Annotated in this window: 14 protein-coding genes and 1 pseudogene; 2 read left to right on the forward strand and 13 right to left on the reverse strand. The window is 58.9% G+C overall.

All coding sequences use genetic code 11. The features are described 5' to 3' along the window. From NQL71_RS09065 to NQL71_RS09110, 10 genes and pseudogenes are all read right to left on the reverse strand, one after another. On the reverse strand, positions 1-1,406 hold a 1,406-nt coding region (locus NQL71_RS09065), incomplete at its 3' end, for an ImcF-related family protein (protein ID WP_274642537.1). Next, on the reverse strand, positions 1,403-2,566 hold the full coding sequence (locus NQL71_RS09070; RefSeq protein ID WP_507189790.1) for a KPHS_23130 family T6SS system protein: 1,164 nt from the start codon (positions 2,564-2,566) through the stop codon (positions 1,403-1,405). The genes NQL71_RS09065 and NQL71_RS09070, both read right to left, overlap by 4 nt. A 3-nt stretch (positions 2,567-2,569) precedes the next feature. After that, positions 2,570-2,830, reverse strand: a complete 261-nt coding sequence (locus NQL71_RS09075) for a PAAR domain-containing protein (RefSeq protein WP_274642539.1) — start codon at positions 2,828-2,830, stop codon at positions 2,570-2,572. Positions 2,831-3,058: 228 nt separating this feature from the next. Then, positions 3,059-3,757, reverse strand: a complete 699-nt coding sequence (locus NQL71_RS09080; RefSeq protein ID WP_274642540.1) for a hypothetical protein — start codon at positions 3,755-3,757, stop codon at positions 3,059-3,061. Positions 3,758-3,845: 88 nt separating this feature from the next. Then, positions 3,846-4,622, reverse strand: coding sequence for a hypothetical protein (locus NQL71_RS09085; protein WP_248688011.1), 777 nt, complete (start codon positions 4,620-4,622; stop codon positions 3,846-3,848). A 27-nt stretch (positions 4,623-4,649) separates the two neighbouring features. Further along, complete coding sequence (locus tag NQL71_RS09090) at positions 4,650-6,686, reverse strand: lipase family protein (RefSeq protein WP_343228873.1); 2,037 nt, start codon at positions 6,684-6,686, stop codon at positions 4,650-4,652. Positions 6,687-6,794: 108 nt separating this feature from the next. Beyond that, positions 6,795-7,220, reverse strand: coding sequence for a hypothetical protein (locus NQL71_RS09095; RefSeq protein ID WP_274642542.1), 426 nt, complete (start codon positions 7,218-7,220; stop codon positions 6,795-6,797). Positions 7,221-7,762: 542 nt separating this feature from the next. After that, positions 7,763-10,077 (reverse strand): annotated as a pseudogene (locus tag NQL71_RS09100) (type VI secretion system Vgr family protein); the annotation flags it as partial. A gap of 357 nt (positions 10,078-10,434) precedes the next feature. Continuing rightward, positions 10,435-10,776, reverse strand: coding sequence for a DUF6124 family protein (locus NQL71_RS09105; protein ID WP_274642543.1), 342 nt, complete (start codon positions 10,774-10,776; stop codon positions 10,435-10,437). Between the two features lie 391 nt (positions 10,777-11,167). After that, positions 11,168-11,731 carry a DUF4174 domain-containing protein gene (locus NQL71_RS09110; protein WP_046816975.1) on the reverse strand — a complete coding sequence of 188 codons (564 nt, stop codon included), beginning with the start codon at positions 11,729-11,731 and terminating at the stop codon, positions 11,168-11,170. A gap of 169 nt (positions 11,732-11,900) precedes the next feature. Between NQL71_RS09110 and NQL71_RS09115 the strand changes: the two genes are divergently transcribed. Then, positions 11,901-12,269 (forward strand): VOC family protein, encoded by a 369-nt coding sequence (locus NQL71_RS09115; RefSeq protein WP_077183897.1) that lies wholly within the window; start codon positions 11,901-11,903, stop codon positions 12,267-12,269. On the opposite strand, the gene map is transcribed toward NQL71_RS09115, so the two are convergent. The 3 genes from map to NQL71_RS09130 all read right to left on the reverse strand — a co-directional run bounded on the left by map (position 12,256) and on the right by NQL71_RS09130 (position 14,141). After that, positions 12,256-13,050 (reverse strand): type I methionyl aminopeptidase, encoded by a 795-nt coding sequence (map, locus tag NQL71_RS09120; protein ID WP_274642544.1) that lies wholly within the window; start codon positions 13,048-13,050, stop codon positions 12,256-12,258. The genes NQL71_RS09115 and map overlap by 14 nt on opposite strands. Beyond that, positions 13,047-13,313: a ParD-like family protein gene (locus NQL71_RS09125; RefSeq protein ID WP_046817015.1), complete on the reverse strand. Its 267-nt coding sequence runs from the start codon at positions 13,311-13,313 to the stop codon at positions 13,047-13,049. Before NQL71_RS09125 ends, map begins: the two co-directional genes overlap by 4 nt. A 102-nt stretch (positions 13,314-13,415) precedes the next feature. Next, the gene (locus NQL71_RS09130; RefSeq protein ID WP_046817016.1) at positions 13,416-14,141 is read right to left on the reverse strand and encodes a tetratricopeptide repeat protein; all 726 of its coding nucleotides are present in this window, start codon (positions 14,139-14,141) and stop codon (positions 13,416-13,418) included. Between the two features lie 315 nt (positions 14,142-14,456). On the opposite strand from NQL71_RS09130, the gene speF reads away from it, so the two are divergent. Further along, positions 14,457-16,643, forward strand: coding sequence for an ornithine decarboxylase SpeF (gene speF, locus NQL71_RS09135; RefSeq protein WP_077183898.1), 2,187 nt, complete (start codon positions 14,457-14,459; stop codon positions 16,641-16,643). Positions 16,644-16,661 lie beyond the last annotated feature (18 nt).

A 16,661-nucleotide genomic window follows, 5' to 3' on the forward strand; every position in this document is an offset into this window, starting at 1 on the left:
ATCAGGGTGGTGAGTCGCTGTTGCAGGCTGGTCACGGCCGGGTCGCGCAGCAGGCGCTGGTTGGCCTCGACGTAGGTGGGCCATAGCATTTGCAGCAGTTGTGGGTTTTTGTTCAGGCCGAAGCGCTGATACCAAGGGGTGCCGTGGGTGGCGCGGTATTCCAGGCGGCCCAGTTCGCGGGTCAGGTCATTCAGGGCGAGGAATTGTTCGTCAGGGGTTGATGAGTGTTGCAAGGTCGCCAGCGAAGTTTGCACCTGGGCGATGTGCACGCGGTTGGTGGCGAAGGACAGTAGCATGCCGGCGCTCCAGGCCAGTGCCAAGGCGAGCATCAGGGCCTGCGCAATGCGGATCGCGGGCCAGCCGAGTCGACGGGCGTGTGATTTTTTATCGCCGAGCACGCCTTGCCATACCGGCGCTATCGACCAGAAGTGACTGCGGTTATTGGGAACCGGCGACACCTCCGGTAACGGCAGGCTGAACCACAACCCGCGCAACGGCACGCTCCCGGCCAACTCGTCGAGCAACGGTGCCAGCGCCTGACGCCAGCGGGCAATGCCCTCGCTCTGCAGATCGCGGGACAGGCGCAGCAAAAAGTCATGCTGCATCTGCCCACGCATCTGCTCCAGGCCCTCCTGGCGCAGGGGCTCGAGCAATTGCTCCAGTCGTTTCTCCAACTCGACGACAGTGAATCCGGCGGGCAACGCGCAACCCACCGGCTGCATCGGGCGCCCGTGCTGAAGCCAGCCACTGTCGCAGACCTGCCACAGGTGCAGCGGCAACTGCCAATGCAGCGCTCGCGCCAGATCGCACAGACGCCGCACGTTTTCGCCGAGCGCTGCGGCGTCGGTGGTCTGTTCCGCGTTCAAGGCCCAGACGACGCCATCGAGGGTACGCCAGCGACTCAAACCCTTCCATTGGCTGAACAGCGTTGGCGACTGCACGCTACCGCCGTAGAGCAGCACGGTGTCTTGTCCGTGGAGGAAGAACTGGGTGGTCAGACCGGGGGCGATGGCTTCGATCTGTTCGGGTTCGCCGACGACCAAAAGCAGGCGGACTTTGAGGCGCCAGAGGGGGCCGTAGGACGCGCGAAGATAGTCGCGTACCTCGGTGAACCGAATCGCTGGCTTGCTAGGTGGTACCAGACTCGCGTCCGTTTCGGGGTAGACCTTATCCGCCAACCCTTGCTGACGGTGACTAAGGCGGCTGAAATGCATCAACAAGCGGGGTGCCGCGTTAGCCAGTATTGCGATGGCAACGGTCAGTAAAAAAGTGAATACCTTGTGGTGGTTTTCCACCAGTCCCAGCCGATCTCCATAACTCCAGATCGTCCATGCCAATGCCACCATCAGCGTGCTGACCCACACCAATGCCCCCCCTCGGCGCCAAGCGCTATTCCTGATTTTCATGGCAACGCTCCCATGGTGACGGTGCTGATCCAATGTTGCGATTGGCCCTGAGACAGCATCAGGAGAGGTCGGCGCTGATGTCGAACCATTTCCACGCCAAGCGCCGCAATCAGCCAACTGCTAAAGGGGCCTGGCAGCCCGCACAGCGGCTCCTGAATCCATTGCTGCTGTACTCTCGACGAAGCGCCGTGAACATCTCCGGCAGCCAAAATCTTGCCGGCCAGTGGCTGACAGGCAATGCTGTCTGCCAGCAAGCCTGTGGCCTGACGGGCACTGGTCTGGGTCTGAAGAAACAACGCCACCTCGTTCTGCAGTTCACTGACGTCCAGCGGCATCGGACGCAACAAGCCTCCCACCACTGGCAGTTCTCCTGTGCCCGCCAAACCATCGGGAGACAGTAGCAATGCCGCGAGTCCGTCGGAATACACCGCATCGCCGTATAGCTGCAGTACCAGGATCAATTCGAAGGCCGAGCTGGCTGTTTTGAGCTTTTGGTCAATCCACTGATACGACAATTCACTGGTCAAGGTGTCCTCCGGTGGCTGCGCTCGATCCATCGTCGCGGACCAACTCCGCTGCCAGGCGTTGCGCAATGCTTCCTGCTGCCCGGGTTCGCCATCATTCAACAGGGTGACCCGCAGTTCCTGCTCCCGCGGCAAGGCCAGCAAGGTCGGCTGTAACGCCTCAAATAGTTGCTGCAACCCAGCCTGCAGGCGATCACCGCCCTGCGCTGGCAAGTGTGCGATACGCCGGGCCAAACCTGTACGAGGCGGCACACCGGGTGAGCCTTGAACCAGCATCGCGGCCGTCACCTGATCCGGCAGCAGCACACAGCTGCCATGCACCGCCAGATAACGTTGCGCCCACGAATTCCAGGCTTGCTGCGCCGCTTGCGTTTCCTCTTCCAGGAACTGCTGCTGGCTCAGAGCACGTCCATGAGCATGGGCGCGGGCGGCGAAAGCCAGCCCCCAGATCAGCAACGGCGAACCGGACACTGCCCATACATTCAATGCCTGCAACTGTGGAAACCGCTCGGAGGCGTACAGCAGGAACAGCAGCACACAGGCCAGCATTGCCATGCCGGCCGCCACAACCCACCGCACCATTACCGGAGGCACTGGTGTTACTACCTCTTCAGGTGGCTGACGATCCCAACCCATGGCTCACCCCACCACGCAATCGGGAGCGCTGGAAATCAACCGGCAACCGCATTCACTGCGGCAGCCATCGACCACCAACTCCCGGCCATTTTCAGACCAATCAGGGCAACCTTCGACAATCGGGTTGTCCCCATGCCGCGGACAACTGACCTCGTCACCCACCAAAGCCACCGGCTTGCCATGAACCAAAGTCGTGGAGGAAGCGGAAATAACCTCTCCGTCGTGGGTGGTTTTGTCACCCAACAACACAAATCCTTTGCACATATTTATTACTCCCAAAGATCGCCCAAAGATAAAAATCTGATACATGGCCAGTCAAATAACTTAATTAACTTATCCACCGAAAAACGAGTCAATGGAAAGCCACTTCAAAAACCCTTATACACTCCCTCCCCATTCGTTCATGAATAGCTGCCTGACCTAAGCCCTGTCAAATATGCTGAAATTTAACCACGGTATTGCTTAACTCAAGAGAGTCGTAACTTTCACTATTTATTCCTCCGCTGCCAGACGGATTGCCTGCAGCTTTCGGAAATTCGGCCCATAACGGCCATCCGCCTCAAAACTTCCATCGGGATAAATGATGCTGGTGTAATTGCCTTCTTTTTTTATTTTTGGTCCAGCCGAATACACTATGAAACCGGAATGCAGGATGGGCTCGAAATATACTTTGCGCGCTTGCAGTGCTTGATACATCAGGTAAATATCGCCCTCTCCCGCTAGGCTTATCTGCTTTTTGTATCCTCCAAGAAAGGCCTCACTTAACCAAGGGTAGTAATCTTTTTTTATCGTCAAATCCCCTTCAACTTTTATTGGCAGCCCTGAACTTCTCAAAGGGCGATTGTGGTCAAACATTACAGTCACCCCACCTCCTGCGCCGTATGTCACATTCTCGCCAAAATGCGTGGGATCCTTGTAGGCGACACCAAACATCACGTTGCTCAAATGCCATTGGCAGGCACCGCCGCCGTCCATTGGCAACTTGGCGGTATAAAGATCATTTTGCCCTTGCTGTTGCAATTGCACTTCGATGCCTTGATAGCCCTCCAACTCGATGCGTTGCCCACTGGCCCCTTGAGAGATGCGCTTACAGATGGCCGAGCGGTACATCACCCCAAGGGTTTCCGCTACGAGCTCCTTGGGCACTTTCACGGTGATGGTCATCTGTTCGCTGTCTGCTGGCGGTGCCAAGTCGTAATCCTGGCACAACCGCTGAGACTGACGGCGATGGCGAGTAACACGACGGGCAGGAGGGCTCGCTTGGCGTGATGCAGGAAAGTCATTTTTTGCTCTCCGCCGCCAGCCGGATGGCCTGCAGTTTTAGAATGTTCGGCTTGGACCGACCATCCGTGACGACAATGCCGTCTGGATAGGTGAAAGCGGTGTGGTTACCCTTCTTCTTCACTTTCGGTTGCACCGAAGTGACCAAGAAATCGGAATGCAAGACGGGCTCGAAATACACTTGTCGAGCCTGTAATGCTTGGTACATCAAATAAATCCCACCCTCACCCGTCAGGCTGATTTGCTTTCTGTGACCTCCAAGAAAGGCTTCACTTAACCAAGGGAAATAATCTTTTTTTACCGTCAAATCTCCTTCAACTTTTATTGGCAGCCCGGAACTCCTCAAAGGGCGATTTTCATCAAACATTACAACCACACCGCCTCCGGCACCGTAGGTCACGTTCTCGCCGAAACGCTTGGGGTTCTTGTAAGCGACACCAAATATCACATTGCTTAAATACCATTGACATGCACCGCCACCATCCATTGACAACCTGGCCTGGTAAAGATCGCTCTGCCCCTGCTGTTGTAATTGCAAATCGATGCCGTGATAGCCCTCCATCTCAATGCGTTGCCCACTGGCTCCGTGGGTGATGCGCTTACAGATGGCCGAGCGGTACATCACCTCAAGGGTTTCCGCTACGAGCTCCTTGGGCACTTTCACGGTGATGGTCATCTGATCGCTTTCCGCTGGCGGTGCCAGACTGTAATCCTTGGCGCAACCACTGAGGCTCACCAACAGGGCGAGTAATGCGACGGCCGTCTTCTTGATCATGGTCTGTCCTTGACGGTGCTAACGGGCTCAACCGTAGGTTTTCTCGTAACGGGGCCGAAGGCTGGCTGCGACATCAAAACGTTGCAGCGCCTCGGCCCCACCTTCCGATGTCCGGGTAATGTGCAAGGCCTGGCCAAGCAGACTCTGCAAATCCAGGAACACTCGATTGCGTAACAGTTCATACGTGGGCGCTCGCTCGGAGTGCTCGAGCATTTGCTGTGCGAATTTTTGTCGCTGTACCTGTCGCTCCAGCAATGGATCGCGTTCAGGGTCAAGGCATTCCAGCAACTGGTTGTGGATATACGGCTGGTACTCCGACATGAAGTGTTTGAAGATGCCCACGACCCGGCCTGTCTTGGGATTGCTGAAGGGCGGGAAATACCGGTCCCGGCTCCCGGCAGTCAGCGAGGTGGTCAATCGCTGCTGCGCTTGCTCGGCCCGCGGGTCATCCTCAGGGCTCAGGCTCGGAACCAGGTACAGCTTGGCCTTTTCCTGCAGGCGTCGAGTGATGGTGGTGCGGTAAGGCGCGCCAAGCCCTTCCTTGTTGCGATAAGCGGGATACTGTGAGCCCCGCAGCTCCATGTGCTGTTCGGCTTTGAAGAACATGGCGATTTCGCCGTGATGACAAAAAGGATCGCCATGACGGAACACCTGGCTGGCAGTCAATTGCAGCAACGACCAGGTAAACCCCAGCGTGGTACCCAATGGGCCATAGAGGTCATACAGGTAATTGTCCAATGCGGCTTCGGGCGGAACGCTGGGGATCAGGTCGATGTCATTGACGTGGCGGAAATGTGGGATTTCGCTCAGGCCCTGCACCGCCTTGAGAGTGAAGGTGCGCGGCATGCCGTAGGTGTATATCAGTGGTTTTTGTGCCTTGAGGGATGCGGCATGTACCAGTCCCAGCGCACCGCCGAGACTATGCCCGCAGATGAACAACTCTTTGTCGAAAGCGTCATCGAGAATCGTCTTGCACAAGTCCTTGGTATAAATCCTCCTGGCCAACTCGAACGCATCGCGAAAGCCCAGGTGCACACTGCCCTCCGGCGCCAGGCCGGCGCAGGGTGCCTTGGAATCACACTGTGCCTGAACCTCCGGCTTTACAGGGCGAAAGGTCGCATCGGTGCCTAGATCGGTAAGCCCACCCATCTCGGTGCCACGCCACCCCACCAGCACCTGGGAAGCATTGATGGCAAAGAAAAACTGCGTATTGCCTTCCGGCGGATCAGCCTTGCCTGTGTCGAGCGTCAATGCCTGGGTATAACGCTGACCAAAGGGCACATCGGTGACCAGGCAGGGCCAAGCCTCGCCGTCGTCCCATACCCGCGGCGTACGTGACAAGTCCTGACATTGCTGCAGGAAAAACTGCTCGGCCGAGCCAAGATCCGCCGGTTCTTTTCTGCTGTACGCCAAAATACTCATCAGCCCCAGGTTATAAGCATTGGCCAGGCTGTACTGCGGCTGGTGATGCAACACCAGCGACCAGGCACGCAGCGGGCAAACTTCCAGCACATGACGACGGTTCAACTGCTCGGCGTCGAGGGTAAATCCGCCGAAGGTCCGATCCGGAAAGTGAAAGGCCGGTAGCTCATCGGGATCGGCCAGGGGTGGATCAAACGTCGGCCGTTGATCGCAGAGTTGGCCAACCCGCAGGTACTGATAACCATGACCAGCCGCGACTGCCTGTTGCTCGATCGGTGAGAAGTCCGGACGCTGCGGACCATACAGCGGCGTGCGATCAGCCACGCCGGGGCGCGGCGGTTCGGGGCGCTCGGCGCGCAGGCGACGGCCCTGCAGCAATTCAGCCAAGGGTTCGACTGCCATCAGCAAGGTGAGAGGCAACCGGTGCAGACCCTCGATACGAATCATCCCCTGGGCATCGGTCTGACCGCCATACTCAGGCACATAGGCCGTGCGTGTGGCCTCGTTCTGCGCCCGCCAGGGCAGGTTGGATAAAGGCTCGCCTTGCTCGTCAAGCAACTGGAATTCGATCCAGAGCGTTTGTGCATTGATTGTGCTGCGAATAACATCCTTGTTCGAGCCCAGTGTATCCGTATAGTGCAAGGTGTCGTCCATATCAGCCCTTTGGTATCTCTATTATTTGATGGTTATATGCCATTGAGTGGCGTCTTTACTCATTAACAAAATGAGCAAACCTGGCGAGTTAATGACCTATTCACTCAAGCCACGCGTCAACTTGAGCCTTATTGAAACAACCTTCAGGATTTCTGAAAATAACAACAACCCCATCAAAAATGCTGCGGACGTCGCTCCAACAGCTGTCGCACCCCAAACTAAAACTGAAAGGGACGGCACTCCAAACAACAACCTGAAAGGTACCTGCGCATAGGCTAGACGCGATGCAAAACGCGACCCTCGCAACAACAAAAACATTGAAAAAATTATTGAAATATTCAAGACCAACGACATTAAGAACATCAAATACGAAATATAACCATGATCAGAGCTCAACCTGACAAAAGACTGCACATCACTATATAGCGGCACTTTCCCTTGAGAGAAATTCAGATAACAGAACCGACCGACATATATCAGATCCATCCCACCCCAAAATAAACACACCTTATTCCTGGTCATTTTTTCTCCACCTTCTTTTCATATACATCATCACCGGCAGCAGGTTGCCAATACCAGGAGCGCCCACCTTTTGCCCAGGCATCCTCCCCCTCCAGAAAGGCTTGAGTGATTGTTCTTTTAATCCCGTATACATGAATGGCAGATTCTGACTTCAGAGAGTCTTCGCTATCGTCAGGTAGAGGTTTCCATTCCTGAATTTTGTCGCGCTTGGTATTTTCATAATCCTTGCCCTCCGATCCGAAGACCCTTCCCTCTTCACCCATTGACGTCAGGCGATTGAGCACCATGAGCGCGGTGTTCTTCAGACCGTGATAATCATGATCAACGGTCACCCAGTGCCCTGGACCAGACACTGATGTCTTGTCAGGAAATTCAATCTTCAATCCTCCCGGCAACAGGCTATGAACATTCCGGGTCTGCCCCTGCCGATCGGTCACCCCGGTCAACACCGCACCCTGCCGCGTGGTGATTCGGTAGTTGATGAACGGTTGGGGTGTCTGCGCCTCATCCTTCAGGGTGTAACGCCCGGAGTAACCCGGCCGGAGCGGCGTGATCGGCGTGCTCACGCTCGTGGCGCCGAGTTTTTGCACATGCGCGCCCTTCAGATAGATGTTGCCGGGGGCACCCAGCTCGATCTCGCCGTCTTTCATGCGGATGTAGGCACCGCCACAGTCGATCAGCACTTCCTTCGGTGCGCTGAAGTGCAAGCGACCGGTCAGGCTTTCGATCCTGATGTCGGTCATGGCCAGGGCATGCAGTTCGTTGTCGAGGGCATGCAGCTCGACCTTGCCGTGGGCGGCCTTGAGTTGCAGGGCCGCGCGCTGGGCCAGCAAGCTGACCCCGCCGTCGGCGGTGGCGGTGATGTCCTGTCCGGCGCTGATATCGGTGTTGTGTGCGGCGACGATCGCCACGCTTTCAGCGCCCGAAGACACGCAGACAGCCTCGGGGCTTACCAGGCCGATGCCCGCCGGGGCATGCAGCAGCACGCCCGGTTGCGCCAGGCCTTTGAGGGCCTCGGTCAAACGTTGCTGGCTGTCGGTATCGCCTGGCGTGGCCTGTGCGCTGCGCGCCGCCTCGGCCAGGGAGCGGGCCAGTGACAGGGCGCTTTCCAGTTGGGCAATGGCCGCGTCCATATCGAGTTGATGGCCCTGCGCCTTGGGCTGCTCCTCGGCACTGATGAATAACCCCTTGCCGCCACGAATGGCGCCATGACCGTCCGTCCTCAACTCAAACCCCTCCCCCCGTTCTGCTTCTGCGCATCCACCAAATGCCCCAGGTTCAACTGGCTCTTGCCACTGTGCTCGGTACTGAGCTTGACGTGCTCCTCGCCGCGGTTGTCCTCCATGCGCAGCTTGTTGTTCGCCGGAGTGCGCAGCACGTTGCGTTTGTAGTTGCGCAGGGTCACGTGGTCCGGGTGGTCGCTGTCGTGCAGGGCGTGGGCGATGTAGGGGCGGTCGGGGTCGCCCTGTTCGAAGGCGATGGCGACTTCGGTGCCGCAGATCAGCGGCAGGTGCAGGCCGTGGGTGTCGCCGGCGTAGGGGCGTGCCTGGCGCAGCCACATGCTTTCCTGGCCGAGCTTCCAGGGGTCGCGATCGAACAGGAAGTTGACCTTGTAGCGGCCTTCGAGGTCGATTTCGGCGTAGGGATCGTTGGCTTTGCCGCTGGTGACGCGGGCCGGCAGGGTGCCGGCGATGATCGGTTTGGGCGGGACTTGCGGGCGGAAGCAGACCATTTCCGCGTAGGGGATGGCCTCGAAATTTACTTCGATGCTGCGGTCGCGGGCCGCGCAGGTGTGCAGGCCGGTGATCACTGCGCCGGGGGTAAAGGCCTGGGGCGCGTCGGCGATTTTCAGCACCTGGCCCGGTGCCAGGGTGGCGCTGCTGCTGGCGCCGCTGAGGTGGGTCTGGCTGTTGAGGTAACGTTCGTGACGCAGGCGGGCGTAGAAAAAACCGCTTTCGCTTTGCAGGTCTTCGTCCTGGTCGAGGCGATCGCCGAGCACGCGGTAGGGTTCGGCGTAGTGGTAGGCCTCGCCGTAGGTGGTGGTCGTGGTGCCGCGGGTCTGGTCGACCTCGCCATCGAGCCAGGCCCGCGTATCGCGGTGGTGATAGGCGCGGAAGTTGATGGATTTTTCCACCACCTGGTGGCGGGTCTGCAGGTCCCACACACCGTCTTCGCCACTGGCGAAGCCGGACGGTGGACGAAATGGCAGCTGCACGCCGAACTGGTAGTGACGCTGGTCGTCGTGGAATTCGACGACGTCGATGTGCAGGCGGTCGTCGTGGCTGAAGCGGTACCAGATGCCGACCTCGGCCAGCAGGCGCTCGATGAACTTGAGGTCGCTTTCGCCGTATTGCATGACCTGCTCGCGACGGGGGTATTCGCGCACCAGCTGGAACAGGAAATGCTGGCCGAGGAAATCGTGGCGGCTGCGCAGGATGTGCTCGACGATCTCCGGCACCGACTGTTGCTGGTACAGGCGGTACTGACGGCCGCGATCGAGCAGGGCCAGGCGCGGTTGCAGGGTGATTTCGTAGCGGGCTTCGTCGCGGGAGCTGGACAGGCGCTGGAAGGTGTTGACCACGCCATACAGGCTGCGCAACGGCTTGTACTCGGGCACTGGCAGGCCGGGGTAAGGCGGCTTTGGCGGCAACGGATACAGACTGAAGCGGGCGTCCTTGTTGAGTATTTGTTCGGCGCTGAGGTCCTGTTCGGCGCAGGTGAATTCGATGCGGTAGCTGAAGGGCTGGCTGAGGTGTTCCTGGCCTTCGAAGGCCAGGACGTCGAAGACGGCGTTGAATCGGTGGATGGTGAATATGTGGCGGCTGTGGTTGAAGAAGATGCGCGGTGTGTTGGACAAAATCAGTCCTCCCTGGGCTGGCTGGGCATACGGGGAGGCTTGGATTTCCACCCTCGTTCAAGCACCCGACAGCTTTCAGGAAGCCAAGGACAGCTGATATAGGAAGCTTCTGATGATGACGTAGGACGCGTCTCGATACTGGTGCGCCAGAACTGTAGGACGATTCACTACCTGGCGTTTGATGGCGTCCAGCCGTGCGGGACGGGCCTGATTAGAGGACCAGAAGATCGCTGGCTACGACCTTTTACCTGCATCAAAAACGGGCGACCCCTTGAGGTCGCCCATGTTCTCTTAGCGCGTGCGCCTGCACCCGCTTCGCCGCCCTGCTACATCGTTCAATAGCTGTTGCGCGGCTGGCTAAACATTCGATAGGCCTTCGGGTGGATCGATGTTGTCCAGCGCCCGATTGACCAGTAACTCCCCCACCACTGCCAATTGCTGAACCGACAGTGCCACATTGCGCTTGGAGCTTTCCAGATCGCAGGCCAGATCGGTGATGAGGACGTTCAGGGAGGCCAGGGTTTCGCAGGCGTGGCAGAGCAAGGTGGCGGTGTCAACGCCAGGGACGATGGTGAAGATATGGCTGACCGGATCGGATTGTCTGGGGTTACGCAGACGGGCGCTGACGGCGGGTTCGGCGATGTCGGAGAGTGGAGCGGGATCGAAGGGGTCGGGAGGACTGGGGGTGACCTTTTTCATGGTGAAGCTCCAGTAGCAAGTTATGGGAGCTATCCACACTCATTTCCACATGAGGGTGGCAGCTATGCGCGGTGTGGAAGACCGGGGCTACTGGAACCCGGCGCACTCGCGAGTGCCCCGCGCACAGCCGCCATAACACGACAATGTTGACATAAAAAACGCCAACAGGTGTTTACGAGCGATTGCGCGCCAGTAGCAAAGGAACAGACTTCCACGTCCGACCACTGATTTCGCAGCGGCCGGAGAAGGTTATCGGCGCACTCCCCTGCGCACCAGTTCACCAATGCCGCTACGTTTCGCAGGAAATTTCCGAAGCAGATGAGGGCCCTTGCCTACGCAGCCCTGGGCATTGACGGCGGGATATCGCTACCAGTGGTAAATCGGTAAAGCCTCAATCATCCGGCATTTCCGGCGGCTTGGCCGGTTTTGCCGGTTTGCCGTTTTTTGCAGCCTTGGCAGTCCCTTTGGGTGGAGGTGTTTCGGCAACCGGAGGTGGCGTTGGAGCCGCAGCTTCCTTCTCTGCCGCCGGCAAGGCATCGACGGTGTCGAAGATTTTCTTCAGGTCGACCGATCGGGATTCGTCCCCCGAGCTTTCGAGTTTCTTCTCGCCGTCCTTGCCCACCAGGATCACTTTGGGCAGTGCGCCGGCACCCAGTTTCAGCGCACGGATCAAGGCCATGGTGTCTTGTTGGCCGAGATCCTTGCCGTCCAGTTGGCCAGACATGTTCAGCACGCTGTAGACCCTGATATTGCGGTCGGCGACCCCCTTCTTGTTGGCGGGATCTTCCAGCGACTTTTTCAGGTTGACCCACACGGGGTCGACGGTGCTCGGGGCAATCACGATCAGCGGCCGGGCCCTGCCCTTGTCGATATCCAGAGGTGAATCGCCATCGGCGGCGAACAAGGGGCCGGCAATCGCCAGCAAGGTAGCCAGGGTCAGTGACCTGATGAGCATGCGCATCTCCTTTTGTAATCCACGCTCTAATGATTGCGCATCGCGGCGTTCGTTCCGGTGACGCTTGGCAAATGTGTTTCACCTTGCTCCAAGCTTAGGTCAGGGCGGTCATTGCGCAACAGGCTGGGCTAATCTGAAAGCATGAAATCAACCTCATGAGGAGCCGTGCATGAGCGTTCGACTGAACCACACCATCGTCTGGTGCCGCGACAAACAACGGTCGGCCCATTTCCTCGTTGAACTGCTCGGCCTGGTGGCACCGGAGCCCTTCGGGCCGATGCTGGTCGTCAGGCTCGACAACCAGGTGTCGCTGGACTTCTATGACAACGACCCGCCGATCGCCTCACAGCATTACGCGTTCCTGCTCGGCGACGACGAATTCGACCAGGCCTTCGCCCGCCTGCAAGCAACCGGGCAGCCATGGTGGGCCGATCCGGGCAAGCAGCGGCCGGGTGAGATCAATGACCATGGCGGCGGACGGCGGGTGTATTTCGATGACCCGGACGGGCATCTGCTGGAGATCTTCACCCGCGAATAGCGGGATATTCATCGCTGCTGTCAGGCCAGGCCGTCAACACTTGGAAGCCATCTTCAGTGACCGCCACCATATGCTCCCACTGGGCTGAAAGGGAGTGATCCTTGGTGACCACGGTCCAGCCGTCGGCCAAGGTTTTCACGTGGCGCTTGCCCAGGTTCAACATCGGCTCGATGGTGAAAATCATGCCGGCTTTCAACTTCATTCCCTGGCCTGGGTAGCCGTAGTGAAGGATCTGCGGCTCATCGTGATAGATCTTGCCGATGCCATGCCCGCAGTATTCACGTACGACGCTGAACCCGTCATCTTCGGCCACCTTCTGGATGGCATGGCCAATGTCGCCCAGCGTAGCGCCGGGGCGGACCATGCGGATGCCGGCGCACATGGCGTCATAGGTCGTCTTGACCAGGCGTCGCGCCTCAGGCGCAGGTTCGCCCACGAAGTACATGCGGCTGGTGTCGCCGTACCAACCGTCCTTGATCACGGCAATGTCGATGTTCAGGATGTCGCCATCCTTCAACATCTTGTTCGAAGGGATGCCATGGCAGACCACTTCGTTGACGGAGGCGCACACGGTCTTGGGAAAGCCGTGGTAGCCGACATTGCCTGGAATGGCTTTCTGCACGTTGACGATATAGTCGTGACAAAGCCGATCGAGTTCGTCGGTGGTCACCCCTGCCTGCACATGGGGCGTGATCATGGCCAGTACCTCGGCCGCCAGCGTGGCCGCCACGCGCGACTGGGCTATTTCTGCCGGGGTATTGAGTTTGACATTAGTCTTCATTGCTTGCCCCCGGACGTTGCATGAACCACCGCGCCTTGGCCAACATCGCCGACTGCGCACAGCTGTTTTACATCAAGGCCACCGGCCAGTTCGGCACGAATCAGCAGGCGGCAGATGTCGCTGTGATTCAATTCTGGATGGAGCTCGGCCAGCATCCCGATGCGCATCCAGTGTTCGGCTTGCGCATTGATCGAGCGACTCAGCGCATCGCTGGCGACGCGCAGGTTCTCATGCATGTCTTCTGAAATCTTGACGATACCCATCTGTTTGCCCAATACGAAATATATATGAAACATATACTAAACGTTTCGGGCGCTGCAGCGCAATTTCGGTCACAGGGTCCTGCCAGAAGAACAATCAGATGTTCAACCGTGCATCAGCAAAGCACCTGGCGGAACCCGTTTGCGCAGCTTCTTGCAGCTGCCGGGTGGGGGCTGTTGCCCCGGCGGGCGATCGGCGAACCAGATGCGGCATTGGCCGGGGGGTGGCCAATGGCCGCGGGGAATCGTTATCTCATCGGACGCGGGCTCTGGTTCTAGCGCAGCCACCTTGAATTGTCCTGCGCTCTGTGGCCCCGCAGTCGCCGCGGAATCCGCTACGTGAGCGAAGTTGCCCGCGAGCGTGGCGGTGTCCGCAGCGGATGGTTCTGCAGCAGCCACTTGCGCTTCGCGGGCCTTCTGTACGGCAACCGGGTTCTCCTGCACCTTGGGCGGGATACCCGAAGCCTGGGCCTGCTGCGCCGCCTGGATCAACTGGAGATTGCGGTTGCGTAACGCCTCGTTGCCAACAATCCGCATGTTCGAGCGCAATGCCAGGGTCTGCGCCTGCTGGTATTGCCCTTGCTGCAGGCGCAGCACGCCGAGGTAATGCAGGGTCGCGGGGTTGTTCGGCTGGATATGCAGGGCACGCTCCAACGTGGCGGCGGCCTGGTCCAGTTGGCCACTTTCATACTGGCGCGAGGCGGTTTCGATCAGGGTGGTTGATGCGCTGTTGCTTTGCGCGGGCGTTTTTCGCTCGGCAGCCACCGGGCAAAACGACGCGACGGCGCAGAACGCCAGGATGAGGCTCGGCAGGAAAGGCTTGATTGGCATCAGGGGGCAGACTCGGCTGATCTCGGACGGCACCGCCATGAAAGCAGGCCACCAGCACTGCTCGGAATCTCCGATACAGGACCCTTACTGACCTCTCCTGCCCCCCTGAAGTTCCCGTGCCACGGCCACTTCAGGCCAGGTTCGACCTCTGCCAATCGAGCAGCCGGGACCTGCTTCCAAACACGTCATTAAATGTTCAACTTCAAGAAAATGAACTATACCCAACTGGGCAATCAGTACTGACCCCGGCCCCAGGCAGCTGTGCAGGCATGGCCCCGGTAACTCAACGTCAAGTAAGACCACGAGACTCTGGTTATGAATGGTTTGAAAATCGCAGCAAGCGATGCCGTTCTAGATTGCTTCCATACCTCCCGCCCGATCGTTGCCCTTGATCACACCGACTTTACCGATGTTGCCGCCGCGGTACTGACCGTCGACGATGTCATGGGCGGCGCGCTGGATGCCATTCACCGAACGGGTTTCGACATCCCGCTGTTCCTCGTGATTCCGCGCGCAGGCGCCGGCAATCGGGCGCTGGATATCTACAAGCGCCTGCACGAGGTGATCCTGCTGGTCAACGGGGTGTTTGACCTCTCCAGCTACAATGCCGAGTACTACGGCAACCAACTTGAAACAGCCGCCAAGGCCTATGAAGAAAACCTGTTGCCCCCCTTCTTCGACGCCCTCAAGCACTACACCGAGGCCGGCAATGCGACCTTCGCCTGCCCCGGCCACCAGGGCGGCCAATTTTTTCGCAAGCACCCCGCCGGCCGCCAGTTCTTCGATTTCTTCGGCGAAACCCTGTTCCGCGCCGACCTGTGCAACGCCGACGTCAAGCTCGGCGACCTGCTGATCCACGAAGGCCCGGCCCTGCTGGCGCAAAAGCATGCCGCCAGCGTGTTCAACGCCGACAAGACCTACTTCGTGCTCAACGGCACATCAGCCTCGAACAAGGTGGTCACCAACGCGCTGCTGACGCCCGGCGACCTGGTGCTGTTCGACCGCAACAACCATAAATCCAACCATCAGGGGGCTTTGCTCCAGGCTGGTGCCACGCCGGTGTACCTGGAAACCGCGCGCAACCCCTACGGCTTCATCGGCGGCATCGATGCCCATTGCTTTGAAGAAGACTACCTGCGTGAGTTGATCAAGGAAGTTGCCCCGGACAAGGCTGAGTTACCACGCCCATTTCGCCTGGCAATCATCCAGCTGGGCACTTATGACGGCACCATCTACAACGCCCGCCAGGTGGTCGACCGCATCGGCAAGCTGTGCGACTACATCCTGTTCGACTCGGCGTGGGTGGGCTACGAACAGTTCATCCCGATGATGAAGGATTGCTCGCCCATGCTGTTGGACCTGGGCGAAGAGGATCCGGGGATTTTCGTCACTCAATCGGTGCACAAACAGCAGGCCGGTTTCTCCCAGGCCTCGCAGATCCACAAGAAAGACCGCCACATCAAGGGCCAGGCGCGTTACTGCAATCACGCGCGGTTAAACAACGCGTTCATGGCCCAGGCCTCCACCAGCCCGTTCTACCCGCTGTTCGCCTCGCTGGATGTGAATGCGCGCATCCATGCCGGCCGCAGTGGCTTGCGCCTGTGGGAAGACTGCGTGAAGTTCGGCATCAACGCGCGCAAGCTGATCCTGGAAGCCTGCACCCTGGTGCGCCCCTTCGTGCCGGAAACCATCGACGGCCGCCCCTGGCAGGACCACCCCACCGACGCCATCGCCAGCGACCTGCGCTTCTTCGAGTTCCATCCCAAGGATCGTTGGCACGCCTTCCCCGGCTATGCCGACAAGCAATATTTCATCGACCCCTGCAAGCTGCTGTTTACCACCCCCGGCATCGACCCGATTGACGGCAGTTACACCGACTTCGGCATTCACGCCGGCATCCTGGCCAACTTCCTGCGCCAGAACGGCATCGTGCCGGAGAAGTGCGACCTCAACTCGATTTTGTTCCTGCTCACGCCCGCCGAAGACTGGGCGAAGATGAGCCATCTGGCCGCGCAACTGGCGCGCTTCGAGCAGTTCCTCAGCGATGATGCGCCCATGAGCCGGGTGCTGCCGGCCATCTACGCGCGCTATGAAGAGCGCTACCGCCACTACACGATCCGCCAGCTCTGCCAGGAAATGCACGACCTCTATCGCAGCCACAACGTGCAGCAGTTGCAGAAGGACATGTTCCGCAAGGCGCACTTCCCGAAAAAAGCCATGAACCCGCAACAGGCGCAGATCGAATACATCCGCGGCAATGTCGAGCTGGTCGCGCTGGCCGATGCCGATGGCCGTATCGCTGCCGAAGGCGCGCTGCCCTATCCACCCGGTGTGTTGTGCGTGGTACCGGGGGAAATCTGGGGTGGCGCGGTGCTCAAATATTTCCTCGCGCTCGAGGATGGCATCAACGCCTTACCCGGCTTCACGCCGGAACTGCAAGGCGTGTACCTGAAAGAAGAAGGCGGGCGTATTCGCGCTTATGGATACGTGCTCAAGGCCTGATCCGCGCCCCATTCAAAG

This window comes from Pseudomonas serbica (assembly GCF_028823535.1).
In the GTDB taxonomy this organism is placed as follows: domain Bacteria; phylum Pseudomonadota; class Gammaproteobacteria; order Pseudomonadales; family Pseudomonadaceae; genus Aquipseudomonas; species Aquipseudomonas serbica.